The organism is Burkholderia sp. Ac-20365, assembly GCF_017104715.1.
Lineage (GTDB): Bacteria > Pseudomonadota > Gammaproteobacteria > Burkholderiales > Burkholderiaceae > Paraburkholderia.
Window position 1 is genome coordinate 42,367 of the sequence record NZ_JAAGPI010000014.1, and the last position, 25,454, is coordinate 67,820.

General features: G+C 62.9%; 25 protein-coding genes. 12 read left to right on the plus strand and 13 right to left on the minus strand.

Annotated features, from left to right (window positions below; translation table 11 throughout):
- Positions 1 to 79: 79 nt before the first annotated feature.
- The 5 genes from G3O01_RS23715 to G3O01_RS23735 are packed head-to-tail and all read right to left on the minus strand — an operon-like array spanning position 80 to position 4,261.
- Positions 80 to 361, minus strand: coding sequence for a DUF2160 domain-containing protein (locus tag G3O01_RS23715; protein ID WP_205808296.1), 282 nt, complete (start codon positions 359 to 361; stop codon positions 80 to 82).
- Complete coding sequence (locus tag G3O01_RS23720) at positions 361 to 1,173, minus strand: carbohydrate ABC transporter permease (RefSeq protein ID WP_205808298.1); 813 nt, start codon at positions 1,171 to 1,173, stop codon at positions 361 to 363. The genes G3O01_RS23715 and G3O01_RS23720 overlap by 1 nt, the downstream gene beginning before the upstream one ends.
- Positions 1,166 to 2,056: a sugar ABC transporter permease gene (locus G3O01_RS23725; protein WP_205808300.1), complete on the minus strand. Its 891-nt coding sequence runs from the start codon at positions 2,054 to 2,056 to the stop codon at positions 1,166 to 1,168. The genes G3O01_RS23720 and G3O01_RS23725 overlap by 8 nt, the downstream gene beginning before the upstream one ends.
- Entirely contained in the window at positions 2,053 to 3,162 is a 1,110-nt protein-coding gene (locus tag G3O01_RS23730) for an ABC transporter ATP-binding protein (RefSeq protein WP_205808302.1), read from the minus strand. Before G3O01_RS23730 ends, G3O01_RS23725 begins: the two co-directional genes overlap by 4 nt.
- Positions 3,149 to 4,261: an ABC transporter ATP-binding protein gene (locus G3O01_RS23735; protein ID WP_205808304.1), complete on the minus strand. Its 1,113-nt coding sequence runs from the start codon at positions 4,259 to 4,261 to the stop codon at positions 3,149 to 3,151. Before G3O01_RS23735 ends, G3O01_RS23730 begins: the two co-directional genes overlap by 14 nt.
- Positions 4,262 to 5,177: 916 nt before the next feature.
- On the opposite strand from G3O01_RS23735, the gene G3O01_RS23740 reads away from it, so the two are divergent.
- From G3O01_RS23740 to G3O01_RS23755, 4 genes are all read left to right on the plus strand, one after another.
- Positions 5,178 to 6,572, plus strand: coding sequence for an FAD-binding oxidoreductase (locus tag G3O01_RS23740; protein WP_205808306.1), 1,395 nt, complete (start codon positions 5,178 to 5,180; stop codon positions 6,570 to 6,572).
- A 156-nt stretch (positions 6,573 to 6,728) separates the two neighbouring features.
- On the plus strand, positions 6,729 to 7,562 hold the full coding sequence (locus G3O01_RS23745; protein WP_205808308.1) for a DMT family transporter: 834 nt from the start codon (positions 6,729 to 6,731) through the stop codon (positions 7,560 to 7,562).
- 89 nt (positions 7,563 to 7,651) lie between these two features.
- The gene (locus G3O01_RS23750; RefSeq protein WP_205808310.1) at positions 7,652 to 8,176 is read left to right on the plus strand and encodes a hypothetical protein; all 525 of its coding nucleotides are present in this window, start codon (positions 7,652 to 7,654) and stop codon (positions 8,174 to 8,176) included.
- A 99-nt stretch (positions 8,177 to 8,275) separates the two neighbouring features.
- Positions 8,276 to 9,592: a DUF2325 domain-containing protein gene (locus G3O01_RS23755; RefSeq protein ID WP_205808312.1), complete on the plus strand. Its 1,317-nt coding sequence runs from the start codon at positions 8,276 to 8,278 to the stop codon at positions 9,590 to 9,592.
- Between the two features lie 23 nt (positions 9,593 to 9,615).
- Here the strand turns inward: G3O01_RS23755 and G3O01_RS23760 are convergent, their stop codons facing one another.
- Both G3O01_RS23760 and G3O01_RS23765 read right to left on the minus strand, forming a co-directional pair.
- Positions 9,616 to 9,939 (minus strand): LysR family transcriptional regulator, encoded by a 324-nt coding sequence (locus tag G3O01_RS23760; RefSeq protein ID WP_042308297.1) that lies wholly within the window; start codon positions 9,937 to 9,939, stop codon positions 9,616 to 9,618.
- Between the two features lie 160 nt (positions 9,940 to 10,099).
- Positions 10,100 to 10,591: a molybdopterin-dependent oxidoreductase gene (locus tag G3O01_RS23765; protein WP_205808319.1), complete on the minus strand. Its 492-nt coding sequence runs from the start codon at positions 10,589 to 10,591 to the stop codon at positions 10,100 to 10,102.
- 238 nt (positions 10,592 to 10,829) lie between these two features.
- On the opposite strand from G3O01_RS23765, the gene G3O01_RS23770 reads away from it, so the two are divergent.
- The 4 genes from G3O01_RS23770 (at position 10,830) to G3O01_RS23785 (ending at position 14,302) form a co-directional block, all read left to right on the plus strand.
- Positions 10,830 to 11,237, plus strand: a complete 408-nt coding sequence (locus G3O01_RS23770; protein WP_241024223.1) for a hypothetical protein — start codon at positions 10,830 to 10,832, stop codon at positions 11,235 to 11,237.
- Positions 11,238 to 11,360: 123 nt separating this feature from the next.
- Positions 11,361 to 12,065, plus strand: a complete 705-nt coding sequence (locus G3O01_RS23775; RefSeq protein ID WP_205808321.1) for a YceH family protein — start codon at positions 11,361 to 11,363, stop codon at positions 12,063 to 12,065.
- Positions 12,066 to 12,335: 270 nt separating this feature from the next.
- On the plus strand, positions 12,336 to 14,033 hold the full coding sequence (locus tag G3O01_RS23780) for an acid phosphatase (protein WP_205808323.1): 1,698 nt from the start codon (positions 12,336 to 12,338) through the stop codon (positions 14,031 to 14,033).
- A 32-nt stretch (positions 14,034 to 14,065) separates the two neighbouring features.
- The gene (locus G3O01_RS23785) at positions 14,066 to 14,302 is read left to right on the plus strand and encodes a hypothetical protein (protein WP_205808325.1); all 237 of its coding nucleotides are present in this window, start codon (positions 14,066 to 14,068) and stop codon (positions 14,300 to 14,302) included.
- Between the two features lie 159 nt (positions 14,303 to 14,461).
- Here G3O01_RS23785 and grxC read toward each other — a convergent pair whose 3' ends face one another.
- The 3 genes from grxC to G3O01_RS23800 all read right to left on the minus strand — a co-directional run bounded on the left by grxC (position 14,462) and on the right by G3O01_RS23800 (position 16,380).
- Positions 14,462 to 14,728, minus strand: coding sequence for a glutaredoxin 3 (grxC, locus tag G3O01_RS23790; RefSeq protein WP_205808334.1), 267 nt, complete (start codon positions 14,726 to 14,728; stop codon positions 14,462 to 14,464).
- A 34-nt stretch (positions 14,729 to 14,762) separates the two neighbouring features.
- Positions 14,763 to 15,101, minus strand: a complete 339-nt coding sequence (locus tag G3O01_RS23795; RefSeq protein WP_205808336.1) for a DUF4148 domain-containing protein — start codon at positions 15,099 to 15,101, stop codon at positions 14,763 to 14,765.
- 253 nt (positions 15,102 to 15,354) lie between these two features.
- Positions 15,355 to 16,380 (minus strand): AraC family transcriptional regulator, encoded by a 1,026-nt coding sequence (locus tag G3O01_RS23800; RefSeq protein ID WP_205808338.1) that lies wholly within the window; start codon positions 16,378 to 16,380, stop codon positions 15,355 to 15,357.
- Between the two features lie 186 nt (positions 16,381 to 16,566).
- On the opposite strand from G3O01_RS23800, the gene G3O01_RS23805 reads away from it, so the two are divergent.
- Positions 16,567 to 17,961 carry a dihydrolipoyl dehydrogenase gene (locus G3O01_RS23805; RefSeq protein ID WP_205808340.1) on the plus strand — a complete coding sequence of 465 codons (1,395 nt, stop codon included), beginning with the start codon at positions 16,567 to 16,569 and terminating at the stop codon, positions 17,959 to 17,961.
- Between the two features lie 718 nt (positions 17,962 to 18,679).
- Positions 18,680 to 21,217, plus strand: coding sequence for an adenosylcobalamin-dependent ribonucleoside-diphosphate reductase (locus G3O01_RS23810; protein ID WP_205808348.1), 2,538 nt, complete (start codon positions 18,680 to 18,682; stop codon positions 21,215 to 21,217).
- A 28-nt stretch (positions 21,218 to 21,245) separates the two neighbouring features.
- Here the strand turns inward: G3O01_RS23810 and G3O01_RS23815 are convergent, their stop codons facing one another.
- On the minus strand, positions 21,246 to 21,734 hold the full coding sequence (locus tag G3O01_RS23815; RefSeq protein WP_205808349.1) for a PaaI family thioesterase: 489 nt from the start codon (positions 21,732 to 21,734) through the stop codon (positions 21,246 to 21,248).
- An 80-nt stretch (positions 21,735 to 21,814) separates the two neighbouring features.
- Between G3O01_RS23815 and G3O01_RS23820 the strand changes: the two genes are divergently transcribed.
- A complete protein-coding gene (locus G3O01_RS23820; protein WP_205808350.1) occupies positions 21,815 to 23,155 on the plus strand; it encodes a PLP-dependent aminotransferase family protein in 1,341 nt (446 codons plus the stop codon).
- A 57-nt stretch (positions 23,156 to 23,212) separates the two neighbouring features.
- Here G3O01_RS23820 and G3O01_RS45585 read toward each other — a convergent pair whose 3' ends face one another.
- Positions 23,213 to 23,341, minus strand: coding sequence for a hypothetical protein (locus G3O01_RS45585; protein ID WP_277403051.1), 129 nt, complete (start codon positions 23,339 to 23,341; stop codon positions 23,213 to 23,215).
- A 268-nt stretch (positions 23,342 to 23,609) separates the two neighbouring features.
- Here G3O01_RS45585 and G3O01_RS23825 point away from each other — a divergent pair, with 268 nt between their 5' ends.
- Complete coding sequence (locus G3O01_RS23825) at positions 23,610 to 24,068, plus strand: hypothetical protein (RefSeq protein WP_346779220.1); 459 nt, start codon at positions 23,610 to 23,612, stop codon at positions 24,066 to 24,068.
- Positions 24,069 to 24,188: 120 nt separating this feature from the next.
- On the opposite strand, the gene fdhA is transcribed toward G3O01_RS23825, so the two are convergent.
- On the minus strand, positions 24,189 to 25,388 hold the full coding sequence (gene fdhA, locus G3O01_RS23830; protein ID WP_205808356.1) for a formaldehyde dehydrogenase, glutathione-independent: 1,200 nt from the start codon (positions 25,386 to 25,388) through the stop codon (positions 24,189 to 24,191).
- Positions 25,389 to 25,454 lie beyond the last annotated feature (66 nt).

Below are 25,454 nucleotides of genomic sequence, written 5' to 3' on the forward strand. Positions count from 1 at the left end.
CTCCTGTGTCTCCACACCCCTTTGGATCATCAGCCGGTTTCCGCCCGGGGTATCAACGGAACCGGTTTGTTCTATTGCCTTATCCCTTCCACATGATCGCGAGCAGCACGAGGACGGAGGCTGCGAAACCCGGCCACGCGCTCGCGCCTTCGCCGCTGACTGCAATCCATGCGAGATTCACATACGCAGCCGTCAATAGCCCGATAAAGAGCCTGTCGCCGCGCGTCGTCGCAATCGGCAGAAAACCCTTGCGTTCGATGGTCGGCGTGCGCAATTCCCACAGCGTCATGCCTGCCAGCATCATGACGACGCAGCCAAAGAAAATCGCGACTTCGGGTGTCCAGTACATCCACGTGAACATCACACTCTCCCCATCGCAAAGCCCTTCGCGATGTAGTTGCGCACGAAGTAGATGACGAGCGCGCCGGGAATGATCGTCAGCACGCCTGCCGCCGACAGCACGCCCCAATCCATGCCCGCCGCCGATACCGTGCGCGTCATCACGGCGGCGATCGGCTTCGCATTCACGGTAGTCAGCGTGCGCGCGAGCAGCAGTTCGACCCAACTGAACATGAAACAGAAGAACGCCGTCACACCGACGCCCGCCTTGATCAACGGCAGAAAGATCTTGATAAAGAACGCGGGAAACGAATAACCGTCGATATAAGCGGTCTCGTCGATTTCACGCGAGACACCCGACATGAAGCCTTCGAGAATCCACACCGCAAGCGGCACGTTGAACAGCATGTGCGCGAGCGCCACGGCGACATACGTGTCCATCAGTCCGACACTCGAATAGAGCTGGAAAAACGGCAGCAGAAACACGGCGGGCGGCGTCATCCGGTTGGTAAGCAACCAGAAGAACATGTGCTTGTCGCCGAGAAAGCGATAGCGTGAGAACGCATAGGCCGCCGGTAACGCGACGAGTACCGACATCACCGTATTCATCAATACATAGACAATCGAATTGATGTAGCCCCAGTACCACGACGGGTCGGTGAAAATGATCTTGAAGTTATCGAAGGTGACGTGCTTCGGCCAGATCGAAAACGCCGACATCGTTTCTTCGTTCGTGCGCAGTGAAATCGACAACATCCAGTACAACGGAATCAGCGCAAACGCGATATAGACGAGCAATACGAGTGCGCGTATCCAGCGGCGGTCATCACGCATTGTCGTCTCCCATCGTTGCAGCACCGCCTTTGCCGACACGTTCCATCCAGTTGTAAAGAATGAAACACAGCAACAGGATGATCAGGAAGTAGATCAGCGAAAACGCCGCCGCAGGTCCGAGATCGAATTGACCGACTGCTTTCTGCGTCAGGTACTGGCTGAGAAAAGTAGTCGAGTCGCCGGGGCCGCCGCCGGTCAGCACAAACGGCTCCGTATAGATCATGAAGCTGTCCATGAAGCGCAGCAGCACGGCAATCATCAGCACGCCACGCATCTTCGGCAACTGGATATAGCGGAACACCGCAAAGCGGCTTGCACCGTCGATCTCCGCTGCCTGATAAAACGCGTCGGGAATCGCGCGCAGACCCGCATAACAGAGCAATGCAACGAGCGGAGTCCAGTGCCAGATATCCATCACGAGCACAGTCACCCATGCATCCGTCGGACTTGCCGTGTAGTTGTACTCGACGCCAATGCTATTGAGCGCGTAGCCGAGCAGGCCGATATCCGGACGGCCGAAGATCTGCCAGATCGTGCCAACCACGTTCCATGGAATCAGCAGCGGCATTGCCAGCACCACGAGTGCCGCCGATGCACGCCAGCCCGAAGCGGGCATCGCGAGTGCAAGCCCGACGCCAAGCGGAATTTCAAACAGCAGCACACACGCCGAGAAAATGATCTGACGGCCCAATGCGCCGCGCAGATCGGGGTCAGTCATGATGTTGCGAAACCACTCGGTGCCGACAAACACATGCTGAGTCGGGCTGATGATGTCCTGCACCGAGTAATTGACGACCGTCATCAGCGGCAGGATTGCGGAGAACGCAACGCAGATGAACACGGGCACGACAAGCAGCCACGCCTTCTGATTGAGCGGCTTCATCGCGCGCCCCCTGCGGCCCGCACTGCGACGCGTTCGTCGTTGCTGAAATAGACGGTTTCAGGCGCGGCAACGCGCAACCACACAGGGCCATCTTCGACGCGCAAGTTCGGCTCCATCTTTGCGTTGAATACATGACCTTCGCAGTTCGCGGTCACGAGCTGATAGTTGCCGAGCTGCTGCGCGCGCGTGACTTGCGCGCGTACCGCGCCCGCCTCGCCATCGCTTGCGAGCCGCACGAACTCGGGACGAATGCCCAGCTTCAGATCGCCTTGCGTGCTCTTGAGCGTCGCGAGCGTATTTGCATCGACGGCGACGCGTTGCGAACCCAGTCTGATCGCGCTGTCGTCGAGACTCACCGGGCACAGATTCATCCCCGGACTGCCGATGAAATACCCCACAAATGCGTGATCGGGCCGCAAAAACAGCGCTTCCGGACCGCCCTTCTGCACCACGCGCCCATTGGTCATCACGACCACTTCATCGGCGAATGTCAGTGCTTCCACCTGATCGTGCGTCACGTAGATCAGCGTGAGCTTCAATTGCTGATGGATCTTCTTCAGCTGACGCCGCAGCATCCACTTCATGTGCGGGTCGATAACGGTCAGCGGCTCGTCGAACAGAATGGCGGCGACGTCCTTGCGCACGAGTCCGCGTCCGAGTGAAATCTTCTGCTTCGCATCCGCCGACAGGTTGCTCGCCTTGCGCGGCAAATCGCGCGCCATATCGAGGATGTCGGCCACTTCATGCACGCGGGTACGCACTTCTGCCGCGGGCAGGCCGCGATTGCGCAGCGGAAACGCGAGATTGTCGAACACGCTCATCGTGTCGTAGATCACGGGGAACTGGAACACCTGCGCGATGTTGCGTTCGCGCGCACCTTGCGTGGTCACGTCGCGCCCATTGAAAAGGACTTTGCCTTCGGATGGCGTCAACAGGCCCGACACGATATTGAGCAAGGTGGACTTGCCGCAACCCGACGGCCCGAGCAACGCGTAAGCGCCGCCGTCTTCCCACACCATGCTCATCGGCTGCAGCGCGTAATCGTCGAGCGATGCAGGATTCGGACGATAGGCATGCCCGAGGTTCTGAAACTCAATGCGCGCCATACGCCACCTCCTGCACCTTCGGCCGCGCGACCAGATTGGCGTCCGCGCCGAACACGAACAGTTCGTCGGGATCGATATAGACATCGAGCTGGGTGCCCAGCTCGATCTGATGCACGCCTTGCAACTGCGCGACGAGATCGATGCCACCATTGCGCGTGTGCAGATGCAGATAGGTTTCCGAGCCGCTCAGCTCGGCGAGTTCGAGCAGACACGGCACGGCGATCGAATGCGCGTTGCGCGGCGCGAGACGCAAATGGCCAGGCCGGATTCCGATCCTGCAACTGCCTGTGCCGACCGCTGCCTGCGCGGCGCGGCGCACAGGCACATCGATGCCGATGGGCAGACGCGCGTCGCCGTTCTCGAGCAGCTCGCTCGTCAGCATGTTCATGGGCGGATCGTTGAACACAGCGGCAACATCGACGTTCACGGGTGCGTTGTAGACGTCGAGCGTCGGTCCGAACTGCAGCACGCGGCCCTTGTCGACGACCGCCGTATAGCCGCCCAGCAGCAGCGCTTCGAGCGGTTCTGTAGTCGCGTAGACGACCGTGGTCTTGCCATCGGAAAAGAGCGTCGTGAGTTCGGCGCGCAATTCTTCACGCAGCTTGTAGTCGAGGTTCACGAGCGGTTCGTCGAGCAACACGAGCGACGTGCGTTTGACGAGCGCGCGCGCCAGCGCGCAGCGCTGCTGCTGACCGCCCGACAGTTCTCCGGGCCGCCGGTCCAGCAGATGCTCGATATGCAGCTTCGACGCGACCTCGTTCACGCGGCGGCGTATTTCGTCCGCGTCTGTCTTTTGCAGCTTGAGCGGCGACGCGATGTTGTCGAACACCGTCATCGCGGGATAGTTGATGAACTGCTGATAGACCATGGCGAGGTTGCGCTGACGCACGCTCACGCCCGTCACATCCTGGCCGTCGGCGAGCACGCGTCCCGTCGTCGGCCTGTCGAGTCCTGCCATCACACGCATCAACGTGGTCTTGCCTGCCTGGGTCGGACCCAGCAGCACATTGATCGCCCCCGGTACGAGCCGCAGGTCGACGCCGTACAGATGCGTCAGCCCGCCCGAAACGACGGTGACCCGTTCCAGTTCCAAAACCAAATTGCTCTCCTTTGTTCGATGCTTCTGATGCAGCTTGCTTTTGTTCTGCTTGTTCTTTATTCAACTGCGGCTTCGACGCAAATTCAGATGCTTTGGTACGGCTACAGCAATGCTGCCGTTAGTGCGCTCGTGGCGCTAACAGGCACCGGGCGGCGCGAATGCGCGGTCCGGTTTGCTGACGAGAGGCAGGGCAAGGGATAGCGCCGCAAGGGCGCGGGAGAAACTGTTGTCGATCCATTGTCCCGTTGGTTTTTATTCGGGTACTTCAAAAACAGGCCATACGGCCGATGTTCAAAAATGAAATCAAAACAACAGCAACAATGTTCTCTTTTGTTCGTTTACGTTTAAATCGGGGTTAACCATACAAAACACGAACAACTGCCATCTACTGTACTTACGAACAGTAGAACAATCTATTACGCATTCACCCGTCTTTACTTACGCAACGCAAGTTGGCGGTCAGCGTAACAGAAGAAACGAACATGCCGATTCGTCCGGCACCAGCCTGTACAAGCCGGAACACCGTGCCATTGATGCGCGCAATTTAATCGCATGCGTTTTATCTGTTGCCCAACGAAAAAAGCACCTTGCTTATGATCTGGCTCACGCGTGTATGTCGCGAACGCGTTGGCAGATCATGTGAACTTCGCTAACCATGCCGTTCGTTAAACGACGCTATTCGCGAAGCACTCCATCCGTGAATGCGTTCAGAAAATGCCTTGTTTCATGGGCTTTTCTCACGCTTCGCTTTGTCGCCAAAGGAACTTTGAATAAACCCGCATGCATGCGGGTATACGTTAATTTGTACGCGACGATCATCCCCGTTTACTGAATTGAAAAACCAGGTCGTCCGAACTACTTTGATCAGACATGATCAAGGGGTTCGGACGTTGTTTGTCCGTACCGGAGGTGTAGCATGGCGAATCTGTCCAGCAGTGCAATCGACGAACTCAAAGCTCTCACACGAGGCCAGGTCGTATTGCCCGGCGACCCGACGTTCGATGAAGCACGCAGCATCTGGAACGCGATGATCGACCGCCGCCCCGCGATCATCGTTCGCTGCGCGGGCACAGCCGATGTCCGGCGCGCCGTCAATTTCGCGCGAGACAACCAGTTGCTGCTCGCCGTGCGCGGCGGCGGCCACAATATCGCGGGCAGCGGCGTGTGCGAAGGCGGCATGCTGCTGGATCTATCCCAGATGAAATCCGCGCGCATCGATCCCATTGCGCGCCGCGCCTATGTCGAGCCGGGCTGTCTGCTGCGCGACTTCGACCATGAGGCGCAAGCGTTCGGCCTCGCGACGCCGCTCGGCATCAACTCGACGACGGGCGTTGCGGGCCTCACGCTCGGCGGCGGGTTCGGGTGGATCAGCCGGCGTTTCGGCATGACCGTCGACAACCTCATTTCCGCCGACGTCGTCACGGCCGACGGCAACCTGATCCGCTGCAGCGCCGAATCGCATGAAGATCTGTTCTGGGCAATCCGCGGCGGCGGCGGCAACTTCGGCGTCGTTACGATGTTCGAGTTCCAGTTGCACGAACTCGGCCCCGAAGTCTTTGGCGGCCTCGTCGTGTTGCCAATGGAACAGGCGCGCGACGCACTCGTCAAATACCGCGCCGCGGTCGAAACCTGGCCCGACGAACTGACGGTATGGGCCGTCGCGCGTTTCGCGCCGCCGCTGCCCTTCCTGCCCGCCGACGTGCACGGCAAGCCGATCATCGCCTTCGCCGTCTGCTATACCGGGCCTGTCGCGAACGGTCCCGCCGTGGTCGAAGAAGTACGCAAGTTCGGCACGCCCTACGGCGAACATCTCGGGCCGATGCCGTTCACCGCGTGGCAACAGGCCTTCGATCCGCTGCTCACGCCTGGCGCGCGCAACTACTGGAAGTCGCACAACCTCGCGACCCTCGAAGACGGCCTGATCGACGCGTTCGTCGATGCCATCGGCAAGTTGCCGTCGCCGCAGTGCGAAATCTTCTTCGGCGCCATCGGCGGGCAGACGATGCGCGTTGCGCCCGACGCAATGGCTTATTCGAACCGCGACGCGAAGTACGTGATGAACGTGCACGGGCGCTGGACGGAAGCCGCCGACGACGAGCGTTGCATTGGCTGGTCGCGCGCGTTCTTCGACGCATCGGCGCCGTTCGCGCTCGGCAGCGTGTATGTGAACTTCATGACGGAAGAAGAATCCGCGCGCGTCGGCGCCGCTTACGGCCCGAACTACGCGCGGCTCGTCGCGGTGAAAGACCGTTACGATCCGCAGAACCTGTTCCGGCATAACCAGAACATCAAGCCTTCCGCGATGGCCTGAGCGCTACAACCAGCGTGCCGGATAGCAACCGCCAACGCGTTGCTATCCGGCACGGCCGTTTCAATGCCCGCCTCACCCATCCTGCGCTGCACTGCGTCACGCAGGAAATCCGGTATCGTGCACGCTAACGACATCACCCTTCCCGCACGACACACCATGCCGCGCATGCGCATCGCCTTGCTGACGATCGTTGCCATGTTCGCCTTCGCAGGCAACTCGTTGCTGTGTCGCGTCGCGTTGAAGGGCACATCGATCGATCCCGCGACGTTTACCAGCGTGCGCATCGCGTCGGCCGCCATCGTGTTGTGGCTGATTCTGCGCAGCCGCCGCGCGTCGCAGCCGGTCGCCGGAAACTGGCTCTCCGCCTTCGCGCTGTTCGCCTACGCGGCAGCGTTTTCATTTGCGTACGTGTCGCTCGCGGCAGGCACGGGCGCGCTGCTGCTGTTCGGCGCAGTGCAGGCGACGATGATCGGCTATGGGTTCTCACGCGGCGAACGTCTGCATCTGCTGCAATGGACAGGCCTCGCCTGCGCGCTCGCGGGTCTCGTTGGTCTCGTATTGCCTGGCGTGAGCGCGCCGCCTCTTCTCCCGTCGCTGCTGATGCTGGGCGCGGGCGTCGCGTGGGGCGTGTATTCGCTGCGCGGCAAGCGCGCTGCCGATCCCACGGCAACCACAGCCGGCAACTTCCTGCGCGCGATTCCGTTCGCGGCGGCCGTCAGCCTCGCGATGGTTGCGCATACATCGATCGACAGAATGGGGCTGATTTTCGCGGCGATTTCAGGTGCGCTGACCTCGGGCGTCGGCTATGTAATCTGGTATGCCGCGCTGAAAGACCTGAAGGCTGCCACAGCCGCCAGCGTGCAACTGAGCGTGCCGCTGATCGCCGCCGCCGGCGGCATCGTGCTGCTCGGCGAGCCGCTGACGGCGCGCCTCGCGCTGAGTTCCGTCGCGATACTCGGCGGCATCGCGCTCGTGATCGCGCGCCGTTAAGCGCTCCTTATAGGGCTAATCCCAGTTTCGCCGCACCACCGATATATCCGGTAGAATACATCGATCGTTCGAATCGCAGGAGATACGGGGTGGCCAGCACACGTCGCCATGCGCAAACGGATGCGCTATCCGGGAAAATCAGCACGCTCAAGCCGCTGTCGGGCGACGTGCGCGCACAGCAGATCCGCGATGTGGTCGATGCGTTCAGACGTCTGCGCAGCAGCGTCACGCGCTTCGTACAAATGTTTGCGGCTGCGCGGGACGCCGCGCTGGCGGCAGACGATCTGTCCGCCGCTTCGCTGCGCGAATTGCTGTCGATGCTGGCAAGCGAGGCGCAGGCTGCCCGCTTTGCAAGGCTGCGCGAACTGAAAATCGCAATCCGCCAGGCTCGGGTGCTCGAACGCACGCGCGACGCGGTGTTTTCCGAATCGTTCAGCACCGACCCGAACGCGATGCGCGAGACAGTGACCGCGCTTGAGCGCGTCGACGCGATTCTCGTCGGGCTGTGCGTCGAACACGTGCTGGAGCGGCATAAGCCCGCGCCGCCGCGCACGGTGACGCTCAAACCCGCGCCGCTGCCCGCGCGACGACGCCAACCCGAACCGGTGCACTGATTCTGGCGCCAGTCCGCATTCGATATATTCGATGGTATATTTCGATTATCCGTTCGCGCATCCACCCCGGTCCGTCGTCATGTCCGGATAGAGGTCATCATGCACGCTCCGCCCTTTCGTCTCGCCCGCACGGGCATCGATACGTCCCTTAGTTCCGCTGGCCGCGCCGATCCCTGCTGCGCGCCGTCGAAAGCGCAACTCGCCGATCTGAAGCGACGCACACGGCTTGCCGAACTCGACGCGCACCTGCATTGCTCGATCATCGGCACCTGTCTGAGCACGCACGAATTGCGCAAGCTCGTGCCGAAGTTCACCGACCTCGACCGTCAGCGCGCCACCGACCTCGAAATTCACCACACGGCTGTGGAACTCGCGATCGAAGGCGGCGCCGGCGGCAAGGCACTGCAAAAAGCGCTGGATGAGCGCTTTTCAGGCGCGATCCGTCTTTTCGACAAGGCGAAAGATCCCGACGCTGTGCTCGCGCTGTGGAAAGACGCGCTCAAGAACGGCGACATTCCGCCCGCCTACTGGGCGTTGATGACCCATCCGCAAACGACGATGAGCGTGCGTCAGGCCGCGTTCGGCGACCTGCACATGCTGTCGCATCTGGTCGGCGCCGCGAATCGCGCGGACATTCGCCGGCTCGTCGCGCTGGAAGAAGAAAACGCATCGTTGCGCGCGAAGATCGATCGCCAGCAAGGCCGTCTGCAGGAGATGAGCCTGCAGCGAGACGCCGCCGCGCATGAACTGGAAGCGCACGCCGCGCACGCAAAGGCGCAGGATGCCGACAGCGACGCCGAGCTGCGCGCCGAAGTCCATCAACTGCGAGAAGCACTGACGGCGCGCGACGAACGTCTCGCGCTGCACACGAATCGCCGCGAGGCAGCCGAACAGCGCGCCGCCGCCGAACAGGAAAGCACACGCGCGCTGCGCGCACGGCTCGACGACATGGATGCGCTGGTGAAGACGCTGCAAGCGGAAGCCAGCGCGCTGGAACGCACGCTGCAGGCCACCGCGGGCGACGATCCGTCCGAACGTTCGGCATCGCTCGCCATTCTGGAGCGCATGCGCATCGTCTATGTGGGTGGACGGCCTGGATCGAACGCTGCGATCAAACGCATCGTCGAAACGGCGGGCGGCGAGATGACCGTGCACGACGGCGGTATCGAAGATCGCAAGGGCATGCTGGCGGCGGCATTGCCGGGCGCGGACATGGTCGTGTTTCCCGTCGATTGCATCGACCACGACTCGATGAACATGCTCAAGCGCGTTTGCGAGCGCGGCCACATTGCATGGTATCCGCTGCGCACGGCGAGCGTCGCGAGTTTCGTCGAACTGATCGGGCGGCTCAACGCGGATGCGCAGACCAACACGCAATCAGGCGGCGCCCCGCGCTTCTGCCTGCGTCACGGCTAGCCGCACTTCAATCACGACCCGAACTAACGCCGCACCATTTTTGTGAGCGCGGCGATATCGTCGGCGCAGGCGGCATACGCCTGCGCCTCGATGCCGCGATAGAGCCGGATAATTTCCTCGCCGACAGGCGTCAGCGCGCTGCCGCCGCCACTCTGGCCGCCATGCTCGGACACCGTCGCGGGCGACTTCAGCGACCGGTTCAGCTCATCCATCAATAGCCACGCGCGCCGGTACGACATGTTCAGACTGCGCGCCGCCGCCGAAATCGAACCGTGCTCGCGCACCGCTTCGAGCAGCGCGACCTTTCCCGGTCCGAGCGCGATCGTGCCTTCCTGCTGAATGCGCATTCTGAAGCGCACCTCGGGCTTGGGATGTGCCGATGTCTTCATGTTGTTTGCCGGTTGACTCATGCGCGCAAGCATACACGATGCCATACGCGGTATTTCAATCGGCACTTGCACCAGTACGACGCAACTCAACGCAGCGCGAACGCACAAAGCCCCTTCGTCAAAGCTCCAGTACGCGCGCCACGATGCCTGCCAGCCGCTTCACATGGCGCGGCGCGGGCAGGATATCGGCGGCCGAGAACAGAATGGGCGCGCCTTCGTCGACGGAAATCGGTTGATCGCCGCGCTCGAACGCGACCAGCACGCGTTCGCCGATGGGCGTATTGAACAGTTCATGCCACGAAAACGTCACGGCATAACCGTCGTGCGCATGCGCGATGAAAATGGTCCGCTTGAAATCGCCGGGACTGTCGTTGCGCAGGCCCGCCATGTCGATCAGGTCCTTCAGCAGCACACCGCGATACTGATCGACCTTGCGGATGAAGCGGTTGGTCGTGTAGCAGCGCAGGTCGAAGGGATCGGCCGTGACGCTCGCGTGCTGCCGCAGATCGTCGAGCGTCACTTGCATGGGGCGCAGGAAAGCGCCCGCCAGCATGACGGCGCCCGCCGTCGTCTCCTGCAGCGGCAGCGCCGCCGAGCCAGTCAGTCCCATCTTCCATCTCCTTGCGTTGCGGCGGCCCGCACGATGTATCGGTGGATATATTACGCTGCTCGCGAGCCGGCTGCCGAAGGGAAACGCTGCATAAACGGCATACTGGACGGCTTATGACACACGCGACTGGCAAGCGCGTTGCGCGCCTGCAGCACGGGTTGTCCCTGGTGGATTGCGCGGTCTGGCACTGCAGTTGCTCGACTCCATGAGGAGCAAGCACATAAAACAGGGAGCCGCCATGAACATGAACACGATCGGATTGTCGCAGCGCATCGAGGAAATCGAACTGGCCCTCATCGGCACCTTCGAGTCGCCGAAAGCACCGACCGTCAGCGCTTACCAGGAAGGCGACACGACGTATCTGACGCTCTCGTGGGTGGTCGAAACAGGCCGCGAAACCGGGAACGATGCAACACTCGACGCGCGCTGCATCGCGACACTCAGGCTGGGCGAGGCGCAGATAAACCGCTACTCGGCGCTGGACACGGACAAACGTCACGTCGTGCAGGACCGGCTGCGAGATCTCGTGCGGCAGCACGTCGTCGCATCCCGGGCGCAAGCCCATTCCACCGACAACTGTTCGATCGAACTCGACGTTGCGGACGCGATCTTCGACGTACCCGACGAACCGTACGGCATGCCTTGAGCCGTCAAGGCGTCAAGGTAAAGCCCCGCACGCCACGCCGCTTCCGGTCCCGCCGGCGGGACAATAGACTATGCTAACGCGCGAGCCTGTGCGCTCGCGCCGTTCCATCCAGGTCTATTGCCCATGAATTCGACTCCCGACGATACCCCGCGTCCCGCCATGCGCGCGCTCACGCCCCTCGAAGCCCGCGTGCTGGGCGTGCTGTTCGAAAAGCAGCACACCGTACCCGACACGTATCCGCTGTCGCTCAATTCGCTTGCGTCGGGCTGCAATCAGAAAACCTCCCGCTCGCCCGTGATGAACGCCAGCGAAGCCGAGATTCTCGATGCGATCAACAATCTCAAGCGGCTTTCCCTCGTGTTCGAGGCGAGCAGCAGCCGCGTGCCGCGTTTCGAGCACAACATGGAGCGGGTGCTCGGCCTGCCGCGCCAGTCGGCGGCACTGCTGACGGCGCTGCTGCTGCGCGGCCCGCAGACGGCCGCCGAATTGCGTCTGGCCACGTCCCGCCTGCATAGCTTCGCCGATACCTCGTCCGTCGAGGCGTTTCTCGACGAACTCGCCGCCAACGACCCGCCGCGCGTCGTCAAGCTGCCGCGCACGCCGGGCGAACGCGAGAGCCGCTGGATGCATCTGCTGTGCGGCGAGCCGTCGCCCGAACAGTTGCGCGGCGCCGCACTCTCCGACGAGCCGCTGCCGCCCGGCGAACTCGAAGCGCTGCGCGCACAGCAGCGCGAGTTGAGCGAACGTGTCGAGCGGCTCGAAGCGCTCGTCACGCATCTGGCGGGCGAACTCGGCGTTTCGCTCGACGATCTGAAGGGACGCCTGTAGCCACACCTGTCGGGCGGCTAGCTTGCGCTTTCTTTGGCGCCAACCCCGTTCCCACCCGCATGCTCAAGCGCCGCGTGTCCTTGCGACACGCGGCGCCCGGGCAGACAATCCATCGCCGGAAGGTTGCTAAGCGCCCGCAACGAATGCGACGATGCGGTTTGCGCGCGAGCCGGCGCCATGGCGCGCCACGCTTTGCCATGCATCTCGCAACGCCTTCCGCGCGTTACCGCTGTGCCTCTTACGCGTTTCACTGTGCCAGGAGACTGACCGATGAACGAGCACGACGACCCCAATCTGCCCACTTCTGCCGACCTCCCGGCCGACGACCGTCCCGACGATCCCGAACGCCGCCGCGTCCTCACCGGCATTGCGGCCGCGGGCCTCGGCCTTGCGCTGGCAGGCTGCCAGTCGGTGGACTCGACCGCAAACGCGGCGCCGCGCAGTGCAGCCGACGCGCGCCTCGACGCCGCCTTGCATGATCAGGTCAAACGCATCGTCGTGATCTACGCGGAGAACCGCAGCTTCGCGAACCTGTATGGCAACTACCCCGGCGTGCAGTATCCGCTGTCCGCCGTCACGCCCGAACGCTTCGTGCAACTGGATCGCGACGGCACGACGCCGCTCGCCACGCTGCCGAAAATCTGGGGCGGGCTCGTCCCGCAGGCGCAGGAAGTGGACGGCACGCGCTATATGATTGCCGAGCGCGATATCGTCGGCTTGCGCAACCAGCCGTTCCATCTGACGGACGCGCATGGCGCGCCGCTGCCGAACAGCGTGATCACGCGCGATCTCGTGCATCGCTTCTATCAGAACCAGATGCAGATCAACGCGGGCCGCAACAACCAGTTCGCCGCCTGGGGCGATTCGGGCGGCCTCGTGATGGGCCATTACCGCAGCAGCGGCGAGTCGCTGAAGCTGTGGGCACTCGCCCAGCAGTACACGCTGTGCGACAACTTCTTCATGGCCGCGTTCGGCGGTTCGTGGCTGAACCACATCTTCCTGATTTCGGCCCAGGCGCCGCTCGTGCCGGGCATCGGCAACGGTCCGGGCAAGAAGCTTGTCTCCGTGGTCGACGGCGACGACCCGGCGGGCACGCGGCTGAAGCAGGCGCCCGACTCGCCGAAAACCGCGCTAGAAGGGCCGCCCAAGTTCGTCAACGACGGCCTCTTCACGCCCGACGGCTACGCGGTCAACACGATGGCGCCGCCCTATCAGCCGAGCATGATCCGGCCCGCCGAGGGCGGCGACCCCGCGCTCGCCAATCCCGCCGACCCGAAGGTGCTGCCGCCGCAACACTATGCGACCATCGGCGACCGGCTGAGCGACAAGGGCGTCGACTGGGCGTGGTATTCGGGCGCATGGCAGTACGCGCTCGATCATCGCGACACAGGCGCCGTGCCCGACTTCCAGTATCACCATCAGCCGTTCAACTACTTCGCGAATTTCGCGCCTGGCACCGCGGCGCGCACGCGGCATCTGCGCGACGGCGGCGTCGGCGACGATGCGTCGACCAACCGCTTCATCGCCGATATCGATGCGGGTCGCCTGCCCGCCGTCACGTTCTACAAGCCGCAGGGCAATCTGAACATGCACGCGGGGTACGCGGACGTCGAATCCGGCGACCGGCACATCGCGAATGTCATCGAGCATATCCAGCGCGGGCCGCAGTGGCAGAACACCGTGATCGTCATCACGCATGACGAGAACGGCGGCTGGTGGGATCACGTCGCGCCGCCCAAAGGCGACCGCTGGGGACCGGGCTCGCGTATTCCCGCGCTCGTCATTTCGCCGCTTGCGAAGAAAGGTTATGTCGATCACACGGTGTACGACACGAACTCGATCCTGCGCCTGATCAGCCGCGTGCATGGGCTGGCGCCGCTCGATGGCATCGTCGTGCGCGACCGCGCGTTCACGCAGAACGGGCTCACGCCGATCGGCGATCTGACAGGCACGCTCGATCTCGCCTGATCCGACGGGCGATCAGGCATCAAAGGAAACCCATGTTTGTCGTGTACTGGCTGGAAGAAGGATCGTCGCCGGCAACCGCTCGTTTCGAGCGGTTTGCCGACGACGCAATGACCGAGGCGCTCGCGTTCACCGAAACGCTGCGCAAGCAGCAGGCTGCCGGCGACGACGTGAGCTTCGTCACGCTGTGCAGTGAAAATCCGCGTTCTGTCGGCCGCGCGGGTGCAGCCGATCCACCCGCCGATTACGCGTGGAAAAAGCGCCGTCCGTGATGGCGAAAAGTACAAACGGCCGCGCGCTTGCGAAAACACTTCGCCACAACACATGAACAAAGAGTCATAGCGCGAAACATTCAGGATTCCAGAGCCATTCGTTTCCGCGATAGGCACGCTGCCCATCGCGGCTCATGCATCACAGCACGCTCGCTTCGCTTAATTCAGCGCGTTGGCTTCCAGCAGCGGGTCCAGACGCCCTGCCGTTTCAAGCGCGTTCAGATCGTCGAAGCCACCCACATGCGTTTCGCCGATGAAGATCTGCGGCACGGTACGACGCCCCGTGCGCTCCATCAACGCAACAGCCGTGGCGCGATCGTTCTGCACGTTGATTTCCTTGTACGACAGCCCCTTGTTCGTGAGCAGCGCTTTGGCAGCGTGACAGTACGGGCAAGTCGGTGTCGTATAGATCGTGATGGCGGACATGGTTATCTCCTTGAGCGTTATCGGTTGAGGTGAGTTACTGACCGCGGTAGACGTCGTCGAACGACGACGAAACGTTGGACAGCGAACGGTCACGTGCCACGCGGAAGCCCGCATCGGCGCTACCGTTCGTCGACGGACCATATGAAGCGGCGATCACGTCATGCGACCGGTGGAACACGTGCGGCGCAGCGGCGGAGTAATTGGCCGGCTCCGGATAGCTCGTATCGCTTTGCGGATACTGGCCGGATTGCTCTGCGGCGATCAGTTCGGCGCGAACCTGCGCGCGCGTCGCCGACGATTGCGCCTGAGCGTGGCTGGCAAGCGGCAAACCCAGTGCCGCCGCGAGAACGAGAGCTTGATAAACGCGTGTCATGTTGAGCACCTTCGAGAAGAGTTGCCGTCGTCGACGGGTTGGCTCAACTGTAGGCGCGCATCCCGCGACCGTTAATGTCGGCGCGTCTCATGAAGATGCTCGATCGGCTCACCGGGCGGTGGCGCAATCACGGCGCGAGCGTAGGTGGGATCTCGGCGCGATGGCCGGAAGCCTTGTGAGGCAAGGCATTGCGCACGACGCACGCGGCCTCGCCGTGAAGCGCGGCAGTGTGCTGTGCGGATTCTGAAATTCTCTATTGCTCTGCGTCGGCAGGCGTTTCGTCCTCGGACGCATCCTGTGCAGTCTGCATATGACCGCCCGATGCGCGCCAGCGCGCGGGCGTCACGCCGATCTGCTTCTTGAACACGCGCTGGAACGCCGCTTCCGACTGATATCCGACCGTTTCGCCGATATCGCCCACGGGCGTCGTCGATTCGAGCAGCATGCGGCCCGCGATCGTCATGCGGACTTCCGTCAGCACGTCGGTTGCCGAGCGCCCGATCGCTTCCTGGAACTGCCGCACGAAGGTCGCACGCGACATGTTGCACAGCGCGGCGAACTGATCGAGCGTCCACGGCTTGCCGGGCGTTTCGAACATCGCCGACACCGCCGCCTGCAGGCGCGGACGGCCGGCCAGCGCGAGCAGCCCGTGCGGCGGCTGGGTAGCCTCGCTGGCAAAGCGCAGCGTCAGCGCGAACAGTGCCGCCGACAGATGATTGACGAGCGTCTCGCTGCCGGGGCATTCGTCGGCGGCTTCCTCGCGCATCAACTGGATCAGGCGGGCCAGCCGCGAGCCCGCGACGCTTGGCGCGCCGTCGATGCCTTCGCTGCTCACCGGCGGCTCGCCGTTCGCGCTCGTGCGCGCGCCGCTGCGCACGACCAGCCGCGACGGCAAGTGATCGCGCAAAAGCCGGTCGGGCACGGCGCCGAGCAGAAAGCGGCCACACAGGATATCGACCGAATCGCCCGTGCCGCTGTTCTCCGCGACCGTCAGCATGATGTTGCGCCGCTCCGTGACGGGCACCGGTTGCGCGCCGCTGCCGTCGTGGATGCGATGCGGGCTGCCCGTCGGGAACACGATGATGTCGCCCGCCGCCAGCTGCTCGGGCGGCCCGTTGCCGTCTTCGAGCACCGCGCGCCCGGACAGCAGCACGTGATACGGAATTTCACGCACGCCCGCGGGGCCCTCTTCGATTGCCCACGGTGCGCCGAAGTGGCAGCGAACATCGACGCGGCCACTGACGGGCATCAGCGACAGGAAACGGCTTAGAAGATCCATGTGAGCCGCCGGTTGAGGCGCGGGTTGAGCCGATTAAGCATGTTTTTGAATCGTTCGAGGATTAGCAACGGGAAGCCGAAACCGTACATTGGAACCGTGCAATGCAAACCGATTCTACTGGACGGCAGCGGCACGCGCGGCACAGCACGCTGATTCCGCCGCCCGCCCGTCCGAACGAGGAAGATCATGAAGACGCTTCATATCGATGTTGCAGTGATTGGCTCGGGCAGCGCGGGCCTACCCGCCTTTCGCGCCGCGAAGGCTGCGGGCGCGAGCGTGGTGCTGATCGAGGGCGGCGCTTACGGGACGACCTGTGCGCGCGTCGGCTGTATGCCGTCGAAGCTGCTGATCGCCGCTGCCGAAGCCGCGCATGCCGCGCGCAGCAGTGCGCCGTTTGGCGTGCATGTCGATGGCGCCGTGCGGATCGACGGACGCGAGGTGATGGCGCGTTTGAAGCGCGAGCGTGACCGCTTTGTCGGCTTCGTAGTGGAATCGACGGAGAACATTCCTGCGGAAGAACGGCTGATCGGCTACGCGCAGTTTATCGACGACAACGTGCTGCAGGTTGGCGAGCACACCCGCGTGCATGCGAAGCGGATCGTGATCGCGACGGGTTCGTCGCCGTATGTGCCGGCGATGTACCAGGCACTCGGCGACCGCGCGATCGTCAACGACGACGTGTTCGCATGGGACGACCTGCCGCGCAAGGTGGCGGTGATCGGCGCGGGCGTGATCGGGCTGGAGCTGGGTCAGGCGCTGGCATGGCTCGGCGTCGACGTGACGATGCTTGGCGCGCGTGGCCGCGTCGGCCCGTTGAGCGATCCTGCGATCAAGGCATACGCACAGAACGTGTTCAAGGACGTATTCCACTTCGAGCCGCATGCGCAGGTGGAAGCCGCGACGCGTGACGGCGACAGTGTGCATCTGCGCTATCGGGACAGCGCCGGCGAGTTGCGTGAAGACACGTTCGACTATGTGCTGGTGACCGCGGGACGTCGTCCGAACATGGACAGGCTGGCGCTGCACAACACGACGCTGGAAGTCGATGCGCGCGGCGTGCCGGTGTTCGATCCGCTGACGTTGCAGGCGGGCAAGCACCCGGTGTTCATCGCGGGCGATGCGAACGATGTATTGCCGCTGCTGCATGAAGCTGCTGACGAGGGCCGTAGTGCGGGCGAGAATGCCGCGCGGTATCCCGATGTGAAGCCGCTGGTGCGTCGTGCGGCGATTTCGGTGGTGTTCTCGGAGCCGGGAATTGCGATGGTGGGTGCGCGGCATGCGGATCTTGCTGCCGGGTCGTCTGTGACGGGCGAGGTCAGCTTCGAGGATCAGGGCCGCAGTCGCGTGATGTTGCGCAATCGCGGGCTCATGCATGTTTATGTGGATCGCGGTACGCGGCGGTTTCTGGGTGCTGAGTGGATTGGGCCGGATGCTGAGCATATTGCGCATTTGCTGGCCTGGGCGTTGCAGATGGGGCTTACGGTTGATGCGATGCTTGCTATGCCTTTTTATCATCCTGTAGTTGAGGAGGGTTTGCGGACCGCGTTGAGGGATGCTTTGGGGGCGCTGGCGCGTGGGTGAATTTCGGGTCTTGTGTGTCTTGCGACGCTTTAAGTGGTTTGCTTTTGGTTTCGCTGGCATCCGCGATATGTCTTGCCTGCTTCAAGCGTCGCCCCTGTGCGGGGCGGCACCTACTTTTCTTTGCCGCGGCAAAGAAAAGTAGGCAAAAGAAAGCCGCTGAACACCGCTAATTCTTGACCTTTACCCACGGGCCCCCAACGGCCCCGTCCTGTTCGCGGCATCGCTCTTATCAATGCCCGGTGTACGCGCTTCACTCCGGACTGAAAAACACGGTCGGTGTCGTAAGAGCGCTGAGGTGTGAAGCACTACGGCCTACACACAGTTTGCCACCTGGGCGGCGCAAACCATTCGCTGCCGTTGGCTGCGCTACGGGTGATTGAAGTGGGTGAGGCGCCTAGCCGAAGCGCTGGCAACGGGCATTGAACGGAGCGGTTGCCATGTGAAGTGGAGGAACTGTTGGGGGCCCTCAGGCGGTGGTCAAGAACGGGCGGTGTTAGCCCGCTTTCTTTGCTTACTTTCTTTGCGGCGGCAAAGAAAGTAAGTGCCGCCCCGCACAGGGGCAACGCCTGAAGCACCAATAACAAAACGCGGATGCCAGCAAAAACACAAGCAAACCACCCCAAAGCGTCGCAGACAACAAACCCGAGAGGTTTACACATACTCGCCCCCTGCGCTAAGGTGAACAAAAGCCCACCGCGCCCTCGCCCCGAGACCTCAAATGGCTGACACCGACAACGACCTCCAGCAAAAAAGACCGATCGCACCGCAACAATTCTCCCTCGACGTGCTACTGGAAAAATACGCCAAAGGCGACGAAGTCACTGCCGACGACGTCTACCGCCGCGTAGCCCGAGGCGTCGCCATGGCAGAGCCAGAAGCGCTACGAACAGCCATCGAAGCCCGCTTCACCGAAAACCTGCAAAACGGCGCACTCGGCGCCGGCCGAATCATGAGCGCTGCCGGCGCAGGCATCGCCGCAACCCTGATCAACTGTTTCGTGCAACCCGTCGGCGACAGCATCCAGGATGTCGATGAACAAGGCCTGCCCGGCATCTACGTCGCGCTGCTGCAATCGGCTGAAACCATGCGCCGCGGCGGCGGGGTCGGTTACAACTTTTCGGCCATCCGCCCGCGCGGCGCGCGAGTGAAAACCACCAGTTCGTCGGCTTCGGGACCCTGCAGCTATATCGACGTGTTCGATGCGTCATGCCGCACCGTCGAAAGCGCCGGTTCGCGGCGCGGCGCGCAGATGGCCGTGCTCGACTGCACGCACCCCGACCTGCTCGAATTCATCGAGGCCAAACATTCGAAAGGCCGATGGAATAACTTCAACGTGTCGGTGGCCGTCACCGACGAGTTCATGCGCGCCGTCGAAAACGACGACATGTGGCAACTCGTGCATCGCGCGGAACCGACGCCAGCCATGCGCGCAGCCAACGACATGCACCAGCGCGAAGACGGCATGTGGATCTACAGCGAACGGCGCGCAAAGGAAATCTTCGATCGCATCATGCGTTCGACCTATGACATCGCGGAACCGGGTGTCGTGTTCATCTCGCGCATGAACGACGACAACAATCTGCGCGCCGTCGAAACGATACGCGCCACCAATCCCTGCGGCGAGCAGCCGCTGCCGCCCTACGGCTGCTGCAATCTCGGCCCGCTGAACCTGACGCGCTTCGTGATCGATCCATTCGCGCAACGTCACGGCAGCACGCCGTCGTTCGACTGGGACGCGCTCGCGCAACGCACGCGCACCCACGTGCGCTTTCTCGACGACGTGCTCGACGTCACGCTCTGGCCGCTGCCGCAGCAATACGACGAATCGCGCGCGAAGCGCCGTATCGGCGTCGGCTTCACCGGGCTCGGCGATACCCTCGTGATGATGGGCCTGCGCTACAACTCGCAGGAAGGCCGCGACTTTGCCGTGCGCATCGCGCGCCTGATGCGCGACGAAGCGTATCGCGCATCCGTCGAACTCGCGCGCGAACGCGGCGCGTTCACGCTCTTCAACGCGAAGCATTATCTGGAAGAAGGCACGTTCGCGTCGCGTCTTCCCGATGACATCAAGGACGCCATTCGCACGCATGGCATCCGCAATAGTCACCTGCTCTCCATCGCGCCGACCGGCACCGTCAGTCTGGCCTTCGCGGACAACGCGTCGAACGGCATCGAACCCGCGTTCTCGTGGACCTACACGCGCATGAAGGTCATGGCGGACGGCAGCCGCGAACAGTTCGCCGTCGAAGATCATGCGTACCGGCTGTATCGGGAGCTGGGTGGCGATGTCAGTCATCTGCCCGATTATTTCGTCAGCGCGCTCGAAATGTCCGCGCGCGATCATCTGGACATGATGGCGGCCGTGCAGCCGTATATCGACACGTCGATTTCGAAGACCGTCAATGTGCCCGCCGACTATCCGTTCGATGCCTTCGAAAGCCTCTATTTCGATGCATGGAAAGGCGGCCTCAAAGGGCTTGCCACCTACCGGCCGAACGACACGCTCGGCGCCGTGCTCAGCGTGAGCCCGGAGCCCGCCGCCACGCCCGACGACGCGCTCACGGAAGCCGATCTCGACCCGCTGCGCATTGCAATCGATCATCGCCCGAAAGGCGAACTGCCCGCGATCATCGAGAAGGTCGAGTATTTGACGGCTGCGGGAAAGAAGTCGCTGTATCTGGCCGTATCGTTCATCGAGGTGACGGGACGCGTCGGCGGCGAGGAGGTGACGATCGAGCGGCCGATCGAGTTCTTCATTCCCGCCGGCCAGCGCGACGAATCGCAGCAATGGATCACCGCGACGATGCGTTCGCTGTCGCTTGCGGCGCGCGGTGGTTTCGTCGCGCGCAATCTGCAGGATCTGCGCAAGGTGTCGTGGGATCGCGGACAGGTCAGGCTCGGCGAAGTGCAGCGCATGGACGGTCATCATTCGCCGCGCTGGCACGATTCGGAAGTCGCCGCGCTCGCTTATGCGCTGCAGCAGATACTGCATCGGCGCGGCTTTCTCGACGCGGAAGGCAACCAGGTGCCGTCGCGTCTGCTGGCACGGCTACCGCGCGGTCTGACCAATCCCAATGCATCGACGGCAGACCATGCGCTCTCGGCTATCGAAGACAGCGGGTCGGAACAGCACGGCGCGCAGGAATTGCGCACCATGCATGGCCGAAAATGCGGCAATTGCGGCGCAAACGCGGTGATACGCAAGGACGGCTGCGATTTCTGCACCGCGTGCGGGGAAATCGGCGCGTGCGGCTAAGCGTCCCCTGAACCCGCAGCTGACTGATTCAACGCCCTTCTGCCGTTTCGCCTCGCAGCGTCATCACCGCGCTGGTGACGCTTGCGACCAGCTTGCCGTCTTCGCGCTGGATATCGCACTGGTAATGGCTGAGCGTGCGTCCGCGATGCGTGGGCCACGCGTGCGCGCGCAGTCTCGCCTGCCACACGGGACGCAGGAACGTCGCCTTCAGATCGATACTGGTGAAGCTCTCACCGGGCTCCATCAGCGTCGAATGCGCGGTGCCGATGGCGGCGTCGCCTAGCTCGCATAGCATCCCGCCGTGCACGGTGCCTTGCTGGTTGCCGTGCATCGCGGCATCGGCGTCGAATTCCAGCACCGCCCGAGCCGCCCCGATCTCGACGATACGAAAACCCAACAGCTTCGAAATGGCGGTCGGATAGCGCATATGCGTGACGTCTGCCGTCGTCAGCCGGCCATCGAGTTGACGTTGCAGATAGTCCAATACGGGTAAATGCCGCGGCACTTTGTCGGTCATACCGGTGTCTCGCTCTGGTGAATGACCGCAGCGTAGTCCCGTACACTAGGACGATCAAAAAATTGTCCCAGGTACAGTCGATGCCCCGCTCTCCCGTCGCCGCAATCGCCGAAACCCTTGCCGCCGGGATCCGCAGCGGCAAGCTGGCGCCGGGCACGGCGTTGCCCACGCATCGGCAGCTCGCCGCACGTCATGGTGTGGCGATCGCGTCCGCCAGCAAGGTCTACGCGCAACTCAAGTCGATGGGCCTCGTGATCGGCGAGACGGGACGCGGCACCTTCGTGCGCGACCGCCCGCAGCAGCGCGAGTGGGACAGCGGCGACGAGGCGAGGCTGAGCGCCAGTGCCGTCGATCTGTCCTTCAACCATCCCACGTGGCCCGGGCAGGCGGACCTGTTGCGTTCGATGCTGCGCGAGCTGGCGGCATCGGGCGATCTCGCCGCGCTGATGCACCAGCAGCCGCCCGGCGGCCGGCTGCACGAACGGCGCATCGTGGCCGCCTTCCTCGCGAAGCAGCGCGGCATACAGGCGGAGGCCGATCGCGTGTTTCTCGTCAGCGGCGCACAGCAAGGACTCGACATCGCCACGCGCGCGTTGCTGGCTCCGCATGACGCCGTCGCCGTCGATGCCTTGACGTACCCCGGTTTCAGGATGCTGGCCAGCTTGCAGCGACTGACGCTGCGTCCCGTGCCATGCCTCGACAACGGCCCGGACCTGGACGCGCTCGACGCGCTGTGCCGCCGCCACCCGGTTCGCGCGATCTATACGATGCCGACGCTGCACAATCCGCTCGGCTGGGTGTTGACGAATCGACAACGCGGGCGTCTCGTCGACATCGCGCGCCGTTACGACTGCCTGCTGATCGAAGATGCGGCGTATGCGTACCTCGATCCGAAAGCGCCGCCCGCACTGGCCGCGCTCGCGCCCGAGCGCACGATCCACGTCTCCAGTCTGTCCAAGAGCCTCGCGAGCGGTTTGCGCTTCGGCTATGTCGTCGTCCCCGATCACTGCGCGGGACGCATCAAGGCAGCGATACGCGCCAGCTACTGGAGCCTGCCCGGCATCGTGACGGCGATGGCCACGCGGTGGATGACGAACGGCACCGTGGCGCGTCACGAAACGCGGCTGCGACGCGAGGCGCGCAACAGGCAGACGATCGCGCGCGAAGCATTCGACGGCATGCGGATCGTCGCGCATCCCACGTCGATGTTTCTCTGGTTGCCGCTGCCCGAAGACCTGCGCATGGACGCGATCGCCACTGCGCTGGCGCAGCGCGGCATTGCGGTATCGAAAGCCGAGGCCTACGCGGCGACCCGTCACGCTCCACATGCTTTGCGACTCGGTCTGAGTTCGGTGCCGTTGGAGCAGCTTCGGTCCGTGTTGATGCAGGTGCGCGAAACCATCGAGCGGTTTCCGATCTAGCGCGCCATCGCGCGCAACAGGCACGCGCATGGGTGCAGGAACAGGGCTTGCGCGGCGTCAGCCCAGCGTCTTTACGGGCGTGCCCACGCGCAGCCACAGGCCCATGAACGCGTCCCTTCCATCGCAATCGCCAGCCGCCATCACCGACGAACCGCGCATGCCGTCCGCGCGGAGCCCGCGCAGCACCGCATGCCTGAAACGGGCGGCCCGATTACTGAGGCTGGTGTAATACCTGATATGCCAGCGCCGACGGTTGAATAGACTACAGGCGACTGTGTTTTTCCCATATGTTTGCCTGCCCACCATATCGGGCAATCGTCAGAACTAAAATAATTTATTCATGCCTTAATCGATAAGGCTTCTAACAATCAGGGTGGCCGGTGGTGTGATCAGATTTGACGTCGGTTGGATAACGCATAAGACGCGCCGCAATCCGGTGAAATGGATTGCCGGTGTGTTATTGCTTCTGTCGGCCGGCATGTCGTTCGCGAATGACCATCTGCATATCGCGCCAGAAAGGCACTCTCCGTTTGTTCTCTTTTATTCCTATCCCGTCATCACGACAGTGGCTTATGCGCCACAGCGGCACGTGCACCGTTATGTCGTGAAGAACACCAGTCAGTTGGGTAATTCCGCCTATGCCGGCGCCGATAACGACAGGATCACGCCCGGCAAGCAGCGGTATCGGGTTGGACATGCGCCGGGCAATCCGTATCTCGCGCCGCTGGAAGGTGTGCAGGTCGGGCAGGCGCCCGCATTACCCGCATACGGCTTCGGTCTTCCGTCCGACCCACAGAGTGTCCCGCCCGTCGCTGCCAGCGACGACGACTGGAGTTTCAGGGCCAATCCGCTGCTGAACCTGAATCACGCGCATGAGCGAGGCGCGACGTTTTCGATTCGGCACGATTTCTAAACGCCCACTCCAATGAAAAAAATGCTGCGTTCCTAACGAGAGGAAACGCAGCATTGTCCACAACAGCGACAGAGGAGACTTCGACCTGCTACCTGCTCGATGCGAACCACCCGTTTCGCATCACGCAGCCTTCAGCAATCCATGCGGATCGAGAACGAATTTGCGCGGCGCGCCGCCGTCGAACTGACGATAACCCTCCGGCGCGTTATCCAGCGAAATCACCGTCACGTTGACGATATCCGCGATCGGCAAACGGTCCCACAAAATCGCCTGCATCAGATTGCGGTTGTACTTCATCACGGGCGTTTGCCCCGTGTGGAGCGAGTGCGACTTCGCCCAGCCAAGGCCGAAACGAATCGACAGACTGCCCTTGCGCGCCGCCGCATCGACTGCGCCCGGATCGTCGGTGACATAAAGACCAGGAATGCCGATTGCGCCAGCCACCTTCGTGATATCCATCAGCGAATTGAGCACCGTGGCGGGCGCTTCCTCGCGCGAACCGCTGCTGCCGTGGCCGTGCGCTTCGAAGCCCACGCAGTCCACTGCGCAATCCACTTCGGGCTTGCCGAGAATCTGCGCGATCTGCTCGCCGAGCGTTGCGTCCTTCGACAGATTGACCGTCTCGAAGCCGACCGCGCGCGCGTGCGCAAGCCGCTCTTCATTCATGTCGCCGACGATCGTGCACGCCGCGCCGAGCAACCGTGCCGATGCAGCCGCTGCCATGCCGACAGGGCCAGCGCCTGCGATATACACCGTCGATCCCGGCTTCACACCCGCCATCACGGCACCGTGATAGCCCGTCGGCAGAATGTCGGACAGACACGTGAGGTCGCGAATCTTTTCCATCGCGCGATCGCGGTCGGGGAACGCCAGCAGATTGAAGTCGGCATACGGCACCATCACGTATTCGGCCTGACCGCCGATCCAGCCGCCCATATCGACGTAACCATAAGCGCCGCCCGCGCGCGAAGGATTCACATTCAGGCACACGCCCGTATGCTGCTCCTTGCACGTCTGGCAGCGGCCGCATGCGACGTTAAATGGCACGGACACGAGATCGCCGATCTTCAGCGTTTCCACGTCGCGGCCCACTTCGATCACTTCACCCGTGATTTCGTGCCCTAAAACAAGGCCGACTTCCGCTGTCGTGCGGCCGCGCACCATATGCTGGTCCGAGCCGCAGATATTGGTCGACACCACTTTCAGCACCACGCCGTGGCCGATCGCGCGTCCGCGCGGATCGACCATCTTCGGGTAATCGATCGGCCGCACTTCGACCTTGCCTTGTCCCAGATACACGACACCGCGATTGCTGCTCATCGTCTCGTCTCCATGTTGGTCTGAATGCGCAAAAAGGCGCTGAGTCGAGGTTAGTCCCTTTGCCCC